Source organism: Mesorhizobium sp. P2_F5 (assembly GCF_056403715.1).
In genome coordinates this window covers 80,418-97,310 of sequence record NZ_JBFUEY010000020.1, presented here as the reverse complement: position 1 = coordinate 97,310, position 16,893 = coordinate 80,418, and the positions used below count along the sequence as shown (strand labels likewise).

The window sequence follows — 16,893 nt, the reverse complement described above, 5'->3', positions numbered from 1 at the left end:
CTGGTCGAGCATGTCCGCTCACCAGCGGCGAAGCGATGATCGACAGCTATGACGCCGCCGCCAAGACCATTTCCGTGCGCTTCTCGGCTTCGGGAAAGGATGGTTCAGGCAAACCCGAAGTGATCACAGACGGGAAATTTCCGGTGTTCCCGTCAGCCCGCAGTCGGAAAATCGGCTGATCGGCAAGGTCGATCGGTTCACGAAACCGTGACCACGGCTTCCCCAAGGGAAGCTTTTCGCACATCTCAACATTCTCACAAAACATTGAAACAAAACGGGATATTTGGCCTGGAGACGGCGATCTCCACGCACCACCTGTTGCCTCATAGCAACGGCAGGTGGGCTGCCTCACATTCGCCGCGATAAAATTAATAGAAAATGATCAATTGGTGTTACTATCCGTAACAAAACTAAAAAAGGTTTGGGCGGGATTGTGATTCGGGTCGACAGACCGCGACGTTCAATATCGGCACTTTGGAACCGCGACGCAGCCGCTGGCCCGTCGCCCCTGACGCCAGTATCGTCGATGCGGACCTTCTGGGGACTGATGCGGGCCTACTGGTTCTCGGACCGGTGGAAGGAAGCCTGGACCCTCACCATCGTCATCGCTGTTCTCACGACGCTGCTCAGCAAAGCCGGGGTCTGGTTGGCTCTGATGATCGGAGAACTGACCTACTCGATCAATTTCTACCATGACGCCGCCAACACTTCGCCGCTCAGGACGACGCTGACCAGCGGGGTGCTCGTCATCGTCCTCTTTGTGCTCAAGGATGCCGTCATCGCAGGCACAAGAAGCCTTGTATCGGCGACCTTGCACCGCAAGTGGCGTGGTTGGCTGAACGGCCAGTTCAACGAAGCGCTGCTCGACGGCAACCATACCCATTTCCACGCCCAGCATGGTTCGGCAGACAGCGGAGCCGCCGCGCCGGACAATATCGACCAGCGTATCCAGGAATCGATCAAAGGCATGACGGGCGGAGCGATCGGCCTTGCCATGGGCCTGCTCGGCGTCGCCACCTCGCTCTATTTTGTCGGCGAGAACCTGCTTCAAACCTCGGTGGAGGTCAAAGGGCTGGAGTTCCTCGGCAGCTATGGCAGCTCGGTTCTGGCCTTGCTGGCGGTCGCCACCTACGTGCCGATCAACACGTGGATCGCGGTGAGGCTTGGAAAAGCCATGGAACGACTGAATGTGCGGCTGCAGCAGGCCGAGGGCAGCTATCGTAGCGAGTTGACGACCTTTCTGCGCCGCAGTTTTCATGTCGCAGCCTCGCGTGCGGAAGATGTTCAAAAGACCATGCACAACCGGCTCTACGGCGACATCGACCGGACCTGGGCGCGGTTGATCGTCGTCACCGTCGGTTACAACGCCTTCGAAGCGGTCCACAATTTCCTAGGCTATCGCATCATCGCTTATGCACCCGGTCTGGTCTCCTTTATTCACAACAAGCTTGACCTCAAAGGCTATGTGACCGGCGCCGAGATGATCAATCAGCTGATCGGCCAGTGTTCCTGGCTCATCCACGTGATGCCCGATATCGCAACGCTCAGAGCCAACAGCCAGCGCGTCACCGAATTGGCGAACGCCATCGAGAATGTCCAGCAGCCGCAAGAATTCTACAGCCAGTCCGGTCAGTCCGACTTCCATTACGCCAGCCAGAACCCGGTCTTTGGCCTCACCATCCAGAAGCTCGAACTGGCGCATCAGGGCGAAGATGCCACGCCGTTCCTGAGCGCGGCCAATCTACGCTTCCGGCGCGGCGAGTGGACATTCCTCAAAGGAGAGTCCGGCTGCGGCAAGACTTCACTGATCAAGGCGATCAATGGCCTGTGGCCCTATGGCCGCGGCACCATCGTCTTCCCCGACGGTGTGAAGAGTTTCTATGCCGCCCAGGAGGTCAAGTTGCAGCAGGTGTCGCTGAAGCAGCTGGTATGCCTGCCCGGCTCCGAGCAGGACTTTGGCGATGCGCAGGTGGCGTCTGCCCTGCACAAGGCCGGCCTTGGCGACTTCATCGAACACATGGCCGACGAAAGCCGCGAGGGAAAGATCTGGGATCAGATGCTTTCCGGCGGCCAGAAGCAGAAGCTGGTGGTGGCCCGCATCGTGCTGCAGCAGCCTGGGCTGCTGTTCCTCGACGAAGCGACCGGCGCGCTCGATCCGGATGGCAAGATCGCTTTCCACCAGGCGATCAAGGACAATTGTCCCGACGTCACGGTGATCAGCATCATGCACGAGGCCGTGGCGCCACGTTCGCTCTCGGGCGAGGAATTCTACCACAGCGTGGTCGCGATCGCCGACGGTGTCGCCACCAAGAAGCCGCTTGTTCCGAACCTGCCGCGCGAGCTCACCACGATCCTTACGCAGCCGCGACCGGTCGAAGACAAATGGATGCGTTTTTCGCGCCGGCTGAAGCAGAAATAGCAATCACACCAAGCTCTTGCCGGGCCGCAACAGTGCGGCAACGGCGGCGGTCGATCACAGTCTCGCGATTGGGCCCGTTCCCGGCTGTTTTGCGCCGTTCCTGCGATTGACTCGCGCATAATCCTTTCCGAAAATCGAAACCGATTTTCGGAAAGGATTATGCGCTAACCCGCGAGCAGAAAGGTCACCGCGCCATGCCTGGCGACAGTAGTCGAACGCAACCGCCGTCCGCCTAGACGTGACCTGAACGGTTCACGTCCTGCCGGACGGCAAGGAGTGAGCCATGAACGAATTTTCCCCCGTCGTAGCGGGCGACGATGCCGTCGCAATCGCCCGTATCCTTGCCAATGATCATGTCGCCGATGTCGTCGAGGCCCTGAACCGGGAACCTCGCGAGACCGCGATCGAGCTGCTTTGCGAAGTGCCGTTCGAGCGGCTGGTCGAGATCTTCGACCAGCCCGAACTCGACGGCGCCTCCGAACTCGCCGAGGCGTTGCCGCGCACCAAGGCATGCAAACTGCTGACCGCCATGTCGGTCGACCGTGCCGCCGATATCTTGCGCGAGCTGGACGAGCCGGCGCGTTCCGAGCTGCTCGGCGGTCTGGCGCCGCCGCTGCGGGCAACGCTGCTTTCCATTCTGGGCTATCCTGAAGGCAGTGCCGCCTCGATCATGACGACCGAGTTCGTCAGCGTGCCTTCCGATTGGACCGTCGGCCGCACGCTGGATTACATCCGCAAGGTCGAGCGGACGCGCGAGACCGTCTACGCCATCTACATCGTCGATCCGGACACGCATGTGCTGGTGCGCTCGACCGGCCTGCGCCGGCTGATTACCGGCGAGCCGGACGATCCGATCCTGTCGGTGGCGCCGGACCGCGCGCCGGTGACGGTGACGCCGCTCACCGATCGCGAGACCCTGGCGCAGACGATCTCCAAGTACGATCTGCTCGCGGTTCCCGTCGTCGACCACGGCAAGATCCTCGGCATCGTCACCATCGACGACATCATCGACACCATGATCGAGGAGACGACCGAGGACGTGCACCGTTTCGGCGGCATGGAGGCGCTGGACGAGCCCTACATGAAGATGAGTTTTCTCGCCATGATCAAGAAGCGTGGCGGCTGGCTATGCGCGCTGTTCATCTCAGAGATGCTGACGGCCAACGCCATGCAAAGCTATGAGGGTGAACTGGAAAAGGCGATCGTGCTCACCTTGTTCATCCCGCTGATCATGAGCTCGGGCGGCAATTCCGGATCGCAGGCAACCTCCCTCGTCATTCGCGCGCTGGCATTGCGTGAGATCGGTCTTCGCGATTGGTGGCGGGTGGCGCTGCGCGAACTGCCTACCGGCCTCGTGCTCGGCGCCATGCTTGGCGTGGTCGGCATCTGCCGCATCGCGCTCTGGCAATATATGGGCTTCTACGACTATGGGCCGCATTGGCCGCTGATCGCTACGACGGTGGGCGCGGCACTCGTTGGCATCGTCACCTTCGGTTCGCTGTCGGGATCGATGCTGCCCTTCGCGCTGAAACGGATCGGCTTCGATCCGGCGAGTGCCTCAGCACCCTTCGTCGCCACGCTGGTCGATGTCACCGGCCTGGTGATCTATTTCTCGGTGGCGCTGGTCATCCTGCGCGGCACGCTGCTGTAGCAGCGTAGCCCTGTTTCCACCGCGGCAAGAAACCTTGCCGCGGTGGAGCGCTGTTCCGGCATGCGTCAATCGACCCGCACGCCGTCCTTCACGCGGTAGGTCGGCTTGTACATGGTGACCAGTTCTTCCGCCGCCGTCGGGTGGACGGCCATGGTGCGGTCGAATTCGTCCTTGGTGACGCCTGCCTTCAGCGGAATGCCGAGAAGCTGCGCCATCTCGCCGGCGTCCGGTCCAAGAATGTGCGCGCCAAGCACTTTTCGCGTGGCGCCATCGACCACCAGCTTGGTCAGCATCTTTTCGTCGCGGCCGGACAGCGTATGCCGCATCGGCCGGAAGGTGGCGCGGTAGATCTCGATGTCGGAGTAGCGCTTGATGGCATCGTCTTCGGACAGGCCGACGGTGCCGATCTCCGGCTGTGAGAAGACGGCGGTCGGGATGGTGTCGTGGTCGGGCGCGGTCGGATTTCCCTTGAAGGCGGTCTCGATGAAGCACATCGCCTCGTGGATCGCCACCGGCGTCAACTGCACACGGTTGGTGACGTCGCCGATCGCCCAGATGTTGTCGATGTTGGTGCGGGAATACTCATCGACAACGATGGCGCCGGTCTTGCCGAGCTCGATACCGACGCCTTCCAGGCCCATATTCTCGGTGTTTGGGATGCGGCCGATGGCGAGCATGACCTGATCGACCGTCAACACCTTGCCGCCGGTGACCAGCGCGTCCAGCCTGCCGTCCGGCCGCTTGCGGACCCATTCCGACACGGCATGGCAGAGGATCTTGATCCCCTTCTTTTCCATGGTTTCGTGCAGCATGCGCCGCAGATCCATGTCGAAGCGCGACAGGATTTCCTTGCCGCGGTAGACCAGCGTGGTGTCGACGCCCAAGCCATGGAAGATGTTGGCGAATTCGACGGCGATGTAGCCGCCGCCCTCGATCATGATCGCCTTCGGCAGTCGCTTGAGGTCGAAGACCTCGTTGGAAAAGATGCAATGCTCATGGCCGGGGAGCGCGGGATGCGGCGCCGGCCGTCCGCCGGTGGCGATCAGGATCTGGTCGGCGGTGACGGTGCGGTCGTCGCCTAAGAGATGCACGACATGCGGGTCGACCAGCATGGCGCGCGAGTGGAACGTCTCGCCGCCGGCGCCTTTGACGTTCTTTTCGTAAATCGCTTCCAGCCGGGCGATCTCGCGATCCTTGTTGGCGACCAGCGTCGGCCAGTCGAAGCTCGCCTCCGGCACCGTCCAGCCATAGCCGGCGGCATCGGCGAAATGCTCGGGAAATTGCGAGGCATAGACGTAGAGCTTTTTTGGCACGCAGCCACGGATGACGCAGGTGCCACCATAGCGGTATTCCTCGGCGATGCCGACGCGTTTGCCGAGCGCTGCCGCCACGCGCGCCGCTCTCACTCCACCGGAGCCGCCGCCGATGACGAAGAGATCGTAGTCGTAACCGGCCATGCCACCGCTCCTTGCCTCAGAAATGTTTGAGACAGGTAGGCTGCATGAGGCCAAAAGAAAAGCCCGGTTTGCACCGGGCTTTCTTGGTCCAGCGGCACAAGGGCCGGCGGCGAATAGAGACGTTTTAATTCTTCGGTGCTTCCGGCTGCGTGTCGTCTGCCGGCGCATCACCATCGGCAGGTGCCGCGCCGTCGGCGGGGGCAGTTGCGTTATCTGGCGCGGGTGCGGCCGGAGCAGCGGCCTTCGCTGCGGCTGCCAGCGTCTCGCCAACCTGCTGGGCGAGATCGCGCGCCAGGCCGTTCTGCCAGATGTCGGCTGCCTTGACCAAATCGCGCGTCACCGCTGGGCCGCTGTCGAGCAGCTTCTTGCCGGCCTCGGAATTGTAGAAGGCGGCGATGTCGTTGAGGTCCTTTTCGGAGAACACCTTGGCATAGGCGAGTGCCGCTTCCTTCTCCAGGTCGGCACGGCGCGCGGCCAGCGCCAGAGCCTTCTCGCTGACGGTCTTGCCGATCAGCTCCTGCATGTCGGGATTCTTCTGGATAAGCTGCTGCTCGAGCGCGGCAGCTGCCTGCGGCAGGATGTTGTCGAACGGGTCGGTCGCGTGGATGGCGGCGACGGSGGCGCGCGCCGCCTTCAGATGCGATTCGGTGACATCCTGCGCAAACGCCGGCGCGGAAAACGCCAAGACAGCCGAAGCCGCCACGATGGCGGAGAATTGGCGAACCCGGTTATGCAACATCATGATCGGTAGAACTCCCTGGTTTTCGGGCGGCATGGACGGTTTGGATGCCGTCGCCGCCGGCGATGATGGCCGCTGACGCCAGCCCGATGAAAAGACCATGCTCGACCACGCCGGGAATGGCATGGAGAGCATTCGAAAGCGCTCTTGTATCCGGAATGCGGCCAAAAGATGCATCGAGGATAAAATGGCCGCCGTCTGTAACAAAAGGCTGGCTCCCCGTCATCCTCAATGTAACCGGGCCGGAAAGGCCGAGACTTTTGGCCGCTGCTCCAACCGCGATTTCGGTGGCGCGCAGACCGAATTGATTGACTTCGATCGGCAGTGGAAACTGGCCAAGCGTCTCGACCATCTTCGACCGGTCGGCAATGACGATCATGCGCTGCGATGCCGCCGCAACGATCTTCTCGCGCAGCAATGCGCCGCCGCCGCCCTTGATCAACGTCAGCGCCGGGTCGATCTCGTCGGCGCCGTCGATGGTGAGATCGAGCTCGGGCGTTTCCTCCAGCGTCGACAGCGGCACGCCGAGTTCGCGGCAAAGGGCTGCGGTGCGCTCCGACGTCGGCACCCCGATGACGGTCAGGCCCGTGGCGACCTTCTCGGCCAGCAGCCGCACGAACTCGTCGGCCGTCGTGCCGGTGCCGATGCCGAGCCGCATGCCATCGCTGACATGGGCAAGCGCTGCCCGCGCGGCCTCGACCTTCAACTGCCTCGCATCCATGCTCGCCCCGGGGAGTTTTCTTGACTGCGCGCTCCTAGCACTTTTGCCCGCCGGGTCAAAGACTTTGGCGTTCCTCCTGCTTGCCTGAAAGAAGCGCAGCCGCTATCGCCTGCCTGCAATGCATCAGCCACAGGACAGATCATGACCAGACCGATCATCGTGTTCGACCTCGACGGAACGCTGGTCGACACGGCGCCGGACCTGCTCGACAGCCTCAACCACAGCCTCGCCGCCAGCAAGCTCGCCGCTATCGACGAGGCCGGCTTCCGGCGCTTTGTCGGCCAGGGCGGCAGGGTGATGATCGAACGCGCGCACACGGCGCAGCAGAAATCGCTTGGCGTCGAGGAGCATGACCGGCTGCTAAAACTGTTCCTTGACCACTACACGCTCAACATTCCCGGCAAGTCGCGCCCCTACCCCGGCGCGGTCGAAGCGATCGCCCGCTTCGAGAAGGCGGGCTATCTGCTCGCCATCTGCACCAACAAATATGAGGCGAATTCGGTGGCGCTGATCGAGGCGCTCGGCCTGACAAAGCATTTCGCCGCGATCGCCGGCCAGGACACGTTCGCTTTCCGCAAGCCCGATCCGCGCCATCTGGTCGAAACGATCAAGCTGGCCGGCGGCGACCCGCACCATGCGCTGATGGTCGGCGATTCGCAGACCGATATCGACACCGCCAAGGCCGCCGGCATTCCGGTGGTCGCCGTCGATTTCGGCTATACAGACCGCCATGTCAGAGAATTCGAGCCATCGGCCGTCATTTCGCATTTCGACGCGCTGACGCTCGACCTGGCGGAACGGCTGATTGCAGCAGCAAGCGGCTGAGCGAAACGGCCGGTTGCGCGGCAGCGCCTGCCCTCGCCTATTTCAGGCATGGAAGGCAGGCACATCGCCTTGACTTCACAACCCTGCCTCCCTTATATCGCGGCTCGCTTGGCCTTCGGGCAACGAGCGGGCGATTAGCTCAGCGGGAGAGCACACCCTTCACACGGGTGGGGTCGCAGGTTCAATCCCTGCATCGCCCACCATCTTTTCAAGCACTTAGCAGTCATCGTTTTCCCTTTCGCACAACTATCGGCTTCCGCCGGGGCGTCTGCGTGCCCCAAAAACCTCGTCCGCAGCATCGCCGTCTTAGCCCGCGAGCCATTGAGCGGCGGTGTCCCCCACGGGAAGAAGCTGCGCTAGGCGCTACCCGAACCCGTCTACAGCTAGAGGCTGACTGTTCCGTGATCGGATGATGCGTTTTTACTCCGACCCGTCTATATCAACTAACTCCGCTGTCTCGCGCCCGGGCCGCCAAATGAAACGATATCTTGTGTATCCACTACAATTCGACACGCGTGCCCATATGCTGGCTGAAACGGAAGAACATTGGGAGACGCAGGTCAAAGAACTGCATGCTCAAAATCAGGAAAAGTTAATAGCGAACTTGAAGGACGAGTTAGGGGAACGTGGTTTCGAGCAGAAGCTAAAGAACTTTAAGGATCTCGGATCGTCGCCGTTTTCGATTGTTTCTCACCATAATGATTTATTCCGTCAGGCTCGATATGCCTTTATTCATGGCCTGTATTATCCAGCTCTGATGGCTGCCTGTGCGCTTGGTGAACGGATGCTCAATCATCTACTTCTGGATCTGCGACACAATTTTTCACAATCGCCATTCGACCGAAAATCGCACACTCGTCAGTCTATCGACGACTGGCCGAAAGTTATCGAGACCTTAAGCGCATGGGAAGTATTCCAAGCTCCTGATATCAAGACGACATTCGAACAGCTTAAAGAGTTGCGAAACCGTTCACTACATTTTCGCGCTTCAACGGTTGCTACCTTGAGAGACGATGCCCTGGCGGCACTTAGTAGCCTCGCAACAGTCATTGAAAAGCAGTTTGGTTTTCAGTTGCGGCGAACGATTCCAGGCTCGAAAGGTGCCTTCTTTTTGCGAAAGGATGCGGAGGCCGATCCGTTCATCCGTCACTACTATATCCGTCAATCTCCCCACGTCTCGCCCTATTACAGTATGAAAATTGTCACGGGTGTTTGGCTTGTCTTCGATCGCGTAGTCGACCCGAACGTCGACGTTAGCGATGAAGAGTTTGTGTCAATGTTTGAAGCGCGTACGCCCGATCAGCTCGCTCCCACTGATGTGCCGTGGAGTGACCAGATGTCGGTTATTGCTCTACTGCCGACCGGCGTAAGGCCGGTGGAGTACAGGCCAGATGCCGAGGCCTTCGCCGACCAAGGCGATTAGGGGATAGATGACTAATAGGAATGATGCTGCCTTGCGAGCGCTAATAGCCGCCGCGTGTGCAGCTTACTCTGGCGAAGCGATTTGGCGCAGGAAGTATCAGGCAGCCCGGGCTTCGGCCATGCCTATATGCTGATCCAGATCTCCAGTGTGTTGGCGCCGATAACCGGTACTGCCTGGGCGGTCACTTTCTGGCCGGCAGCAGTGAGGTCGGCGGCCAGAAGTTCGGCGGCGCGGCGGTCGGCGTCGACATCCGGATTGTAGCGCACCTCGTTCTTGCCGGCGGCGGCGGCGACCCGTTCTTCACCGGGCTTCGGTATGCCCCAGCCCAAGGCGCGCATTTTGGCGGAGAGCGCCTGAGCGTCCTCGCGCGTCATGCCGGCGAACTGGACGTAAACCGTCTGCGGGCTCTGCTGGATATGCAGCCGGTCCTTCAATTTGTTGACCGCGTCGCGATCCTGGTCGCCGATGATCGCCTGGCCCTCGGCTGCTGACAATCCGAGATCGGCAATCGCTCGGCGGGCGCCGGCGAACACAGGCAGCCAGTCCGGGCGGCTCCACAGGTCAGGCGGAACACCGAGAAGCGTCTCGAGCACGTTGCTGCGCCCCGCCGATGTAAGCTTGGTCATGCTTTGGAGGCCGGCCATCTCGACAAGAGCCGCCACGATCTTGCGCCGTTCGGACACCGGAAGGTTTGGATTGTCGAGGACGGCAATCAGATCAGCACGCAGCGCATCGTTTGCGCCGTCGAGCAGCTTGACGCGCGCCGCCAGTTCGTCGGCCGCGGTTCCATTCGGGCCGGGGTTCTTCAGCGAATCCGTCCATTCGATGAGAGGATCAAAATTGAGGCCTGTTTGTTTTTCAAGCTCGGCGACCGGAAGCCGATACTGCTCAACGTTAAACGCGCCGGCAGCGTCGCCTGGAATGAGGAACCCATCGACGACGAATTCCGGCTCCCTCGCCTCTCCCTTCACGGCAGCGGGCACCGAAGAGACGGCAAGTTTCCAATAGGCATTGGGGACCGGCACGCCATCAATCGGATGGCTGGTGGGCTTGAAGATGGTGCCGCTGAAGATTGTTACCTTGTTAGCCAGCGGGTTGTGCTGCGTGCGCACCCAGTTTTCGAGTGGCGCCCACCTTGTTTCGTAAAACGTGCTGGACTGCGGCATCGTGTTGGGCAGGACATAAGTATACTGAGCCAGTCTGAGCGCCGCCGTTGCCGGATCGACCGCGAATTCGGGGCCCCAGGCGATGTCGCTGGCGTTTGCCAATCGAGCTGGCAGCCAGCGCCGGTCCGGCCTGAGGTACCAGGCACGATCCGGCTGCAAATCGTGCAGGAGCCGATTGTCATACCTCAATCCGCCGCCGGTGACCTGCAGGGTCATCCTTTGCGATCGATCAAGGTTGACGGCCGAATAGATAGCCATGCGGTGAGTTCGACCCATGACGAGCGAGTAGTTGATGTAGTCGAGCGGTTTTGCACTGGCGTCGTTGGCCAGATCGCCGGTCAGCCTGGGCAAGCGAATCGTGGCATCGGTAAGAAAATCGATCTTGTATCCCGCAACATCGCTGGGCTGCAGCTTGTCGGTATCTATGCCTAGGAGCGGCGTAAGCGCGCTCCGCAGCGCCTCCGGCAACTGGCTGAGCGTGACCTGGCCGCTCTTGACCTGATCGGCCAATTCGACGAGCACCCCCTGTCGTAAATCGGGCGTCAACGTATCCAGGGATGTGTTGCCGAGCTTGAGCTGTTCGACCACAACCAGGATCGCGGATCGCAAAGTGACCTGCGTGGCCTGCTGCTCGGCTAGCCTTTTGGCAGCGTCCTTCGCGTTGTCCAGGGCAGCGTCGCGGGCTTGCACGGCTTGGTCGCGTGCGCTCGTTGCCTCTTTGAGGGCAGCGCTAAGATCATCGTTGAGCCCCCTGATCTCGTCCGCCTTCTGCAAGGCCTGCTCGCGTGCACGATCAGCTTCATTACTCTGGAGGACGGCTTCCTTACTCTGGAGGACGGCGAAATAGGTCGTTGCCCCGAGGATTGCCGCCAGGATGGCAAACAGCGCGATCAATACGTTCTTGCTGCGATCGCGCTGCCTCTGGCTGTCGGTCTCCGCCTTGGCGCTCGCCTCTACGAACTCGGCAATGTCAGGCCCCTGCGGAAGCTCCGCCGCCTCCTTCAGCGCTTCGCCGCGCAGGAGATAGCCCGGATAGCCGGTGTTCTTCCATTGCCGCGCCTGGGCGGCCACGCGGATGCGAAAGCGTTCGGTCAGCTCGTCCGAACTCAGTTCGTCGTCGGATGCGAAGCCGTCGCCGGATTCGGAACCATCTTTGGTTGTGACGGTGGCCGATTCAGGAACGGCAATAGCGACCGCTCCGAGATCGGTGATTTCACGCGACGCCGCCTCCTCCCCGGCTGCAACGGCGACTGACTCGGCTGTTTCGAGGCCGCCTGCGAAGGCCGCGAGACGCGCCGGGCTGACATCGACGGAGGTGATACCGGGCCGCGTAACCAGTTCAGCAGACCAGTAGTCGAGGATGCGCTGCGCCGCGCGGCGGTCGGATTCCCGCTCAATGGTGCTGCCCGCGCGCCGTGCCCTGGCCAGGAAGTCGCGGATGGTTTGCGCATCCGGAACCGTATTGTCGGCATTAACGTCTGCTGGCTCAGTGCCTGGCCGGTCGCTGCGCTTCATGGATGGATCAGCGGCCTCACTGCTGCTGGCGATCCGCATCAGCTCGAGATGCGCGATCCGGATGTCGCTCAACGAGACGAAATCTGTTTCAGCCGACGTCAGGGGTTCGGCGCTAGTCGCTGTTTCATCGATCATGGCCCTAGGTCCTCAATGATCCTGTGCAAAGGCATACTGACGCGGACGATCGAGGCACATTCCGCTTTCAGCGCCAGATCGACCTGGACGAAGCGCTGCTGAGCCTCGTCCCGATAGGCTTCGAAGGCAAGAATGAAGGCGGTGTCGACGGCTTCACGCGACAGCTGGTCGTTGACGTTGCTGGAGTAGTCGGCGACGTTGGTTCGCCATTTGCCGGTGGGGTCGAGATCGGTGAGAACCTTGACCTTCATTTCCAGATTTCGCCACACCGGCGAGAACTGGAACGGAAGAGATTTGTCGGCCGCGCCGCCACCTTCCATCGGCTCAATCATATCGGTGAGGTCGGCCAGCTTGCTATCGACCTCCTGCCAGAGCTTGTGCTCGACCACGCGCGCATAGATGGTCGAAGAGAGCACCATAATCGCGTCATGTGCTGCCTTGATCAAAGGCATGGACGGCTCTTCGGAAGGAAGTTTGCCGGCTATGGTGTCGAGACCGGTTGCCAGAAGCCCAAAGGGCAGCTTCTTTGCCGTTACGAAAATCTGCTGGTTGAGCCGCGAGGGAACGACGCGCAGTACGGTGCGCACGTTGAACAGGGCGTCGTAGGCGTCAGGCGACTTGCCATTGATAGCGACCTGCAATTTCTCTGCCGCTGAGACAAGGTCGTCGAGCCAGGCCTGCTCGATATCGCGAAACGCCGGACCTGCCGGCAAATCTTCGATAATCGGGCCGATCTTAAGACAGAAATCCTTCAGAGCTTTGAGGAAGCGCAGCAGGACGCGGGCCTGCTCCAGGTCTACGCCCATGTCGCGAGCGGCGATCAGAAGGGCCTGGAAGCTGACGATGCCGTATTGGAAGCTCTGCAAGCCGTCATGCAAATTCTTGTAGGTCTTGAGGATATCGATCTGGTTGGTGACCGTAGTGAGCCCGTCGCCGGCGGCGAGTGCTGCCTGAACATCCCTGGGTTGCTGGGTGACGGCATTGAACCCCGCAAGCGCGGTGTTGACGCGGTCGTCGGTCGTCAGGCCAGGCAGTTCAGACGTCGGTTTCTCGCCCTTGGCGAGTTCCTCAAGGTACGCCGCAAACGAAACCGCGCACTGCGGATTTTCCGCCACGACGATATTCATGAGTGACTGCGACAGCTTATTGGTCAACGCATAATCAAGGATGTTGAACCAGACGGTAAGCGCCGCGCCCTGCAGGTTGACTGCGCCAGCGATGATGCCGGCCTGTTTGGTTACCTTCAACCAGTCAGGAGGCAATGGGTAGAGATCAGCCAGTTGAAGCCTGAGGTCGAAATAGGCACGGATCGGTAGCACTCCTTTGGCTTTCAGCGTGGTCCTAAAATCCGCTAGGTCCGAACGAATTCATACATCTCAAACGCATGCGCACCGCGGTGCAAGCCGGCTATGCCCGTCGGCCCACGGGTTTTCTATACAGGCTTGGCCGCGAGGCCCTGAATGATGGTGTCGATCGCGATGCCCTCGTTGCGATAATACGTGCTTTTGGTGGCCGCGTTGGGCTCGGTGAGCCAGCCTCCGCTGTGGTGAAGCGCGATCAGGTTCCAGCCAGTGTCGAAGACCGGCGAGCCTGACGAACCTGGCAGCGTGTCGGTCAGATACTGGACGCGGCCACCGCCGACGAAGGTCACGACATTGGCGACGAATGAAATCTGCTTTTGCGCGCCGCCCGGGTGCTGGATGATGTTGACGTGATCGCCGACCTTCACGGCCATGGGTTTCAATTCCAACTCGCCCCATTTGGAGGCATCACCCTTGATGCGGACAGCCGACCAATCATTGTCCTTGGAGGTACGAAGAGGCACGGTAGTGTCTATGTCGAACTGGTCGAGCGGCGCGTCGAGCCCGGCAACGGTGCGCTGATAATTGAACTGGACCACCGTACCCGCCAATGAAGCGTCGTCGGGCAACACATGGTTGTTGGTGATCAGGATCCCGCCGGTGGTCATGAACCCTGTGCCGGAACTGCCATCCGCACGCTTGATGCGCACCACCGATTTTGCCCTGACAAGACCGAGCTCGAGATAGCTGATCGGCACCAGCGTGCTCTTGTTACCGAGGATTTTTTCAAGCTGTGCTGGCGCCGTCACGCCGCCCCAATTAGCAGTGGCGGGACCCTCGACTGGCGGGGGCGGAGCATGCTGCTTTGCCTGGAGGAGTGCCTGATCGCCGGGATTTTCGTCCAGCGCCAGGGCGATGAGATCGTCGACCTTGGTTTCCTGCCTTGCGCGCTCGATGATCGAGAACCAGTTGTTGATTGCCTTGCCGTCAAAGGTGATTTGCGGCGCCGACAGACCGATACTTTTGGCGACACGCATACCGTCGCCGATCATCGGGTAGAGATTAGACAGAATCCGGTTAAGGTTTGTCAGCTCGGATTGTTGCCATTCGATCACGGGCACGGGGTTCCCTCCAACTGCAAGGCATAGTGCAGGGCGGGTATTTGCCAGCCCGTTGCGCGGCGCAGCCGTTGTGGGCGCCGTCTAGCTCTTCTTCTTTCGCTTCCGTGACCCGGCCCGCATGGCAATCTCCGTGCCGCGCACCGTGTCATATTGATCGGCCTCGATAATCGATCTGTCGAAGCTGACGCCGGTCATTTCGGAGATTTCGGAGAGCGGATACATGGCGCCGATGAATTCCTCGGAGACCGTGAACTCCAGTTCCGTGTCGGTGAGGTCCTGTTCGAGCACGAAACCATAGCTGGCGAGGCCGTCATTGACGCGGGCCACCACCACTTTCCAAAAGCGGCGCGGCACGAGTGCGCGAAGACTGCTGCCCTTGGGACCCTTGCCGGCGAATGTGCGGTCGTCATCGGCGAGAATTGGGCCGGCGAAGACGCAAAGCCGTTCGCTCGCCGCCTCGGAGAGAACATGGTTCTCGAGATCGCCCCAGTTCTTCTCGCCGCTGTCGGAGCGATTATAGCCTTCGACCTGGGGTGAGCAGTTGGTGACATGGAAGGAGCAGACATTGCCCTTGAGCAGGAGCTCGAAGGTTTTGCCCCATGCAACGTCATCGCGCCTGACGATATGGCCCTTGTCGAAAGCGCCCTGATCCTGGGTGTAGAAGACGTCGGGGATCTGGTACTTGTCGTCGAGCCGCAGATCCGGGAACCAGCGCTCGCTGAACAGGCCGCCGCGCGAATAGTTGCGGCCCTTTTCCGGCTCGCGCAGATTGCTCTCTTCGGTGACGTTGGAGGCGGTGAACAGGGCCAGCCGCCGCTTGGCGTGCATCTTGAGCGAGAAGTTCTGGTAGTCGAGCCTTGTGCCGCCGGCCTTGAGCGGCGCCAGCACGGACGGGTCGGTGGCATCCGGCATCGGCACCACGACGGGCGCGAGCTTGGTGCCGCCAGACAAGAATTTTTCGTCATAGCCCTCATAGCCGGCATAGTCGGCGACCGATTTGGGAACGAATGCGCCGCCGGGGGGCGTCGGTTTGGCCGCTTCGAGCTCGACCGATTCCGTGACCGCTTCATGGGCAGGAGCGGAGCCCAGCGAGACGGTGATGCGCAACGGCACTTCGAAGGTGACGCTGCCGCCGGGCGAAACGACGACGCCTCCGCCGGTGGGTGGCGGTGCCTGGGTGATGACGCCCGGAATTTTCTTGACGCCGCCGACTTCGACGAGGTTCACGCCTTCGGCCGGCGACGCGCTGTCCGCCTTGTTCCACCACGCGCCCCAATCGTTGGACCCACCGGTAGCGCCGGCGAAGTTGAGGTCGAGATCGACAACGCGCTGGTCCCTGGCCAGCACGCCGGTGGGTACGGCATAGTTGCGCTCGAGATAGCGGCCGGCGAAATGCAGCCCAACAACCTCGCCGGTGGCGAGATTGAGCAGAGCCGTGCCGGAGTTGCCGCCCAGCGTCGAGCAATCATGTGTCGCCGCACTGACGATCTTGCCGAAACTCTCGGTCTCGGAGCCGCCTTGCAGCATGCCCGGCTGCAGGCGCTTGATCTGGAAGCGGTTGCGCAAAAGGTCGGTCTGGACATCGTCCGGATTACGATTGTCGAATGCCGGATAGCCTATGGCGACGACCTCCTGCTGCCGCAATTCGCGTGCGTCGGCGACGGCGAGCGGCAGTGGCGTGATACTGCCCGGCAGGCCCTCGACCTCGAGGATCGCCATGTCCCAATAGGGATGGATCATCCGGACCTTGAGGATGTTGAAGACATGTCCGGCTGCCGCATCGCGCTTGAAGTCGATGCCGGCGGCACGGCCGTTGATGAACTGCACATTGCGGTCGCCGAGCCCTTCGGCAAAGATCTGCGCGACATGGCGGTTGGTCATCAACAGGTTGCGGCCGACAACGAAGCCGGTACCGCCATAGGGGATGTTGGTGTTCCACAGCAGTTCGATGCGCCCGATCGCCGGTAGGGCCGATTCGATCCGCTGCTTCAACGCGGCGTCACTGGTGAGCTTGGTCCACAACGAATGGCCGGGCGTGGGCCGACCATCGAAGGTCAATGTAGTGAAGCTGCCGTCCTTGATGTCGTAGACCGGCCGCAACTCAGGGATGATAATGGCTTCCAGATCGGAAAGCTGCTCTGGCGTGACTTCAGCCCCTCGCGCCAGATTTTCCGCGCCGGTGCGCGCTGATTCAAACGCAGCCTCCGTCTTGCCGCCGTCCGTGGGCGCAAGGGACTCCAGGGCGTCACCGGCCATCGTCTCCATGTTGGCGAGGACCGATTCAGTCCCCTCGCCGCCAGTGACGAGATCAAGATATTGACGGATTCGCTGCTCTCTGCTGACCGGCATGGTCGCCCCTCCCCCAAAGGTTCTGTTAAAGTAAAGAACTGTATTGCCCCATTTTAGACTGGCGCAATTGT

Annotated in this window: 12 protein-coding genes and 1 tRNA gene; 6 read left to right on the top strand and 7 right to left on the bottom strand. The window is 61.1% G+C overall.

All coding sequences use genetic code 11. From position 1 onward, the window contains the following. Positions 1–35: 35 nt before the first annotated feature. The 3 genes from AC1DYO_RS24385 (at position 36) to mgtE (ending at position 4,070) form a co-directional block, all read left to right on the top strand. A complete protein-coding gene (locus AC1DYO_RS24385; RefSeq protein ID WP_477267013.1) occupies positions 36–179 on the top strand; it encodes a hypothetical protein in 144 nt (47 codons plus the stop codon). Positions 180–526: 347 nt separating this feature from the next. Beyond that, complete coding sequence (locus AC1DYO_RS24380; RefSeq protein WP_477267012.1) at positions 527–2,419, top strand: ABC transporter ATP-binding protein/permease; 1,893 nt, start codon at positions 527–529, stop codon at positions 2,417–2,419. 283 nt (positions 2,420–2,702) lie between these two features. Then, a complete protein-coding gene (gene mgtE / locus AC1DYO_RS24375; RefSeq protein ID WP_477267011.1) occupies positions 2,703–4,070 on the top strand; it encodes a magnesium transporter in 1,368 nt (455 codons plus the stop codon). Between the two features lie 65 nt (positions 4,071–4,135). Here the strand turns inward: mgtE and gor are convergent, their stop codons facing one another. From gor to rpiA, 3 genes are all read right to left on the bottom strand, one after another. Beyond that, positions 4,136–5,527 carry a glutathione-disulfide reductase gene (gor, locus tag AC1DYO_RS24370; RefSeq protein WP_477267010.1) on the bottom strand — a complete coding sequence of 464 codons (1,392 nt, stop codon included), beginning with the start codon at positions 5,525–5,527 and terminating at the stop codon, positions 4,136–4,138. A 124-nt stretch (positions 5,528–5,651) separates the two neighbouring features. Beyond that, positions 5,652–6,269, bottom strand: a complete 618-nt coding sequence (locus AC1DYO_RS24365) for a DUF2059 domain-containing protein (RefSeq protein WP_477267009.1) — start codon at positions 6,267–6,269, stop codon at positions 5,652–5,654. Next, complete coding sequence (gene rpiA / locus AC1DYO_RS24360; protein ID WP_477267008.1) at positions 6,256–6,987, bottom strand: ribose-5-phosphate isomerase RpiA; 732 nt, start codon at positions 6,985–6,987, stop codon at positions 6,256–6,258. The genes AC1DYO_RS24365 and rpiA overlap by 14 nt, the downstream gene beginning before the upstream one ends. Before the next feature lie 141 nt (positions 6,988–7,128). On the opposite strand from rpiA, the gene AC1DYO_RS24355 reads away from it, so the two are divergent. From AC1DYO_RS24355 to AC1DYO_RS24345, 3 genes are all read left to right on the top strand, one after another. Further along, the gene (locus tag AC1DYO_RS24355; RefSeq protein WP_477267007.1) at positions 7,129–7,812 is read left to right on the top strand and encodes a phosphoglycolate phosphatase; all 684 of its coding nucleotides are present in this window, start codon (positions 7,129–7,131) and stop codon (positions 7,810–7,812) included. Positions 7,813–7,940: 128 nt separating this feature from the next. Next, positions 7,941–8,015 (top strand) — tRNA-Val (locus tag AC1DYO_RS24350). 272 nt (positions 8,016–8,287) lie between these two features. Then, positions 8,288–9,235 carry a hypothetical protein gene (locus AC1DYO_RS24345; protein WP_477267006.1) on the top strand — a complete coding sequence of 316 codons (948 nt, stop codon included), beginning with the start codon at positions 8,288–8,290 and terminating at the stop codon, positions 9,233–9,235. A 122-nt stretch (positions 9,236–9,357) separates the two neighbouring features. Here the strand turns inward: AC1DYO_RS24345 and AC1DYO_RS24340 are convergent, their stop codons facing one another. The 4 genes from AC1DYO_RS24340 to AC1DYO_RS24325 form a co-directional block, all read right to left on the bottom strand. Beyond that, complete coding sequence (locus tag AC1DYO_RS24340) at positions 9,358–12,051, bottom strand: DNA/RNA non-specific endonuclease (protein WP_477267005.1); 2,694 nt, start codon at positions 12,049–12,051, stop codon at positions 9,358–9,360. Next, positions 12,048–13,370 (bottom strand): hypothetical protein, encoded by a 1,323-nt coding sequence (locus AC1DYO_RS24335; protein WP_477267004.1) that lies wholly within the window; start codon positions 13,368–13,370, stop codon positions 12,048–12,050. Before AC1DYO_RS24335 ends, AC1DYO_RS24340 begins: the two co-directional genes overlap by 4 nt. A gap of 113 nt (positions 13,371–13,483) precedes the next feature. Next, on the bottom strand, positions 13,484–14,473 hold the full coding sequence (locus tag AC1DYO_RS24330; protein WP_477267003.1) for a trypsin-like peptidase domain-containing protein: 990 nt from the start codon (positions 14,471–14,473) through the stop codon (positions 13,484–13,486). 81 nt (positions 14,474–14,554) lie between these two features. Beyond that, complete coding sequence (locus AC1DYO_RS24325) at positions 14,555–16,822, bottom strand: DNA/RNA non-specific endonuclease (RefSeq protein WP_477267002.1); 2,268 nt, start codon at positions 16,820–16,822, stop codon at positions 14,555–14,557. Between the last annotated feature and the right edge of the window lie 71 nt (positions 16,823–16,893).

What these genes read in the sequence shown, in the direction of transcription:
- AC1DYO_RS24355 (WP_477267007.1), top strand. Translation starts at nt 7,129, where the DNA reads ATGACCAGACCGATCATCGTGTTCGACCTCGACGGAACGCTGGTCGAC.
- AC1DYO_RS24340 (WP_477267005.1), bottom strand. Translation starts at nt 12,051, where the DNA reads ATGATCGATGAAACAGCGACTAGCGCCGAACCCCTGACGTCGGCTGAA.
- AC1DYO_RS24345 (WP_477267006.1), top strand. Translation starts at nt 8,288, where the DNA reads ATGAAACGATATCTTGTGTATCCACTACAATTCGACACGCGTGCCCAT.
- AC1DYO_RS24385 (WP_477267013.1), top strand. Translation starts at nt 36, where the DNA reads ATGATCGACAGCTATGACGCCGCCGCCAAGACCATTTCCGTGCGCTTC.
- AC1DYO_RS24380 (WP_477267012.1), top strand. Translation starts at nt 527, where the DNA reads ATGCGGACCTTCTGGGGACTGATGCGGGCCTACTGGTTCTCGGACCGG.
- gor (WP_477267010.1), bottom strand. Translation starts at nt 5,527, where the DNA reads ATGGCCGGTTACGACTACGATCTCTTCGTCATCGGCGGCGGCTCCGGT.
- AC1DYO_RS24325 (WP_477267002.1), bottom strand. Translation starts at nt 16,822, where the DNA reads ATGCCGGTCAGCAGAGAGCAGCGAATCCGTCAATATCTTGATCTCGTC.
- mgtE (WP_477267011.1), top strand. Translation starts at nt 2,703, where the DNA reads ATGAACGAATTTTCCCCCGTCGTAGCGGGCGACGATGCCGTCGCAATC.
- rpiA (WP_477267008.1), bottom strand. Translation starts at nt 6,987, where the DNA reads ATGGATGCGAGGCAGTTGAAGGTCGAGGCCGCGCGGGCAGCGCTTGCC.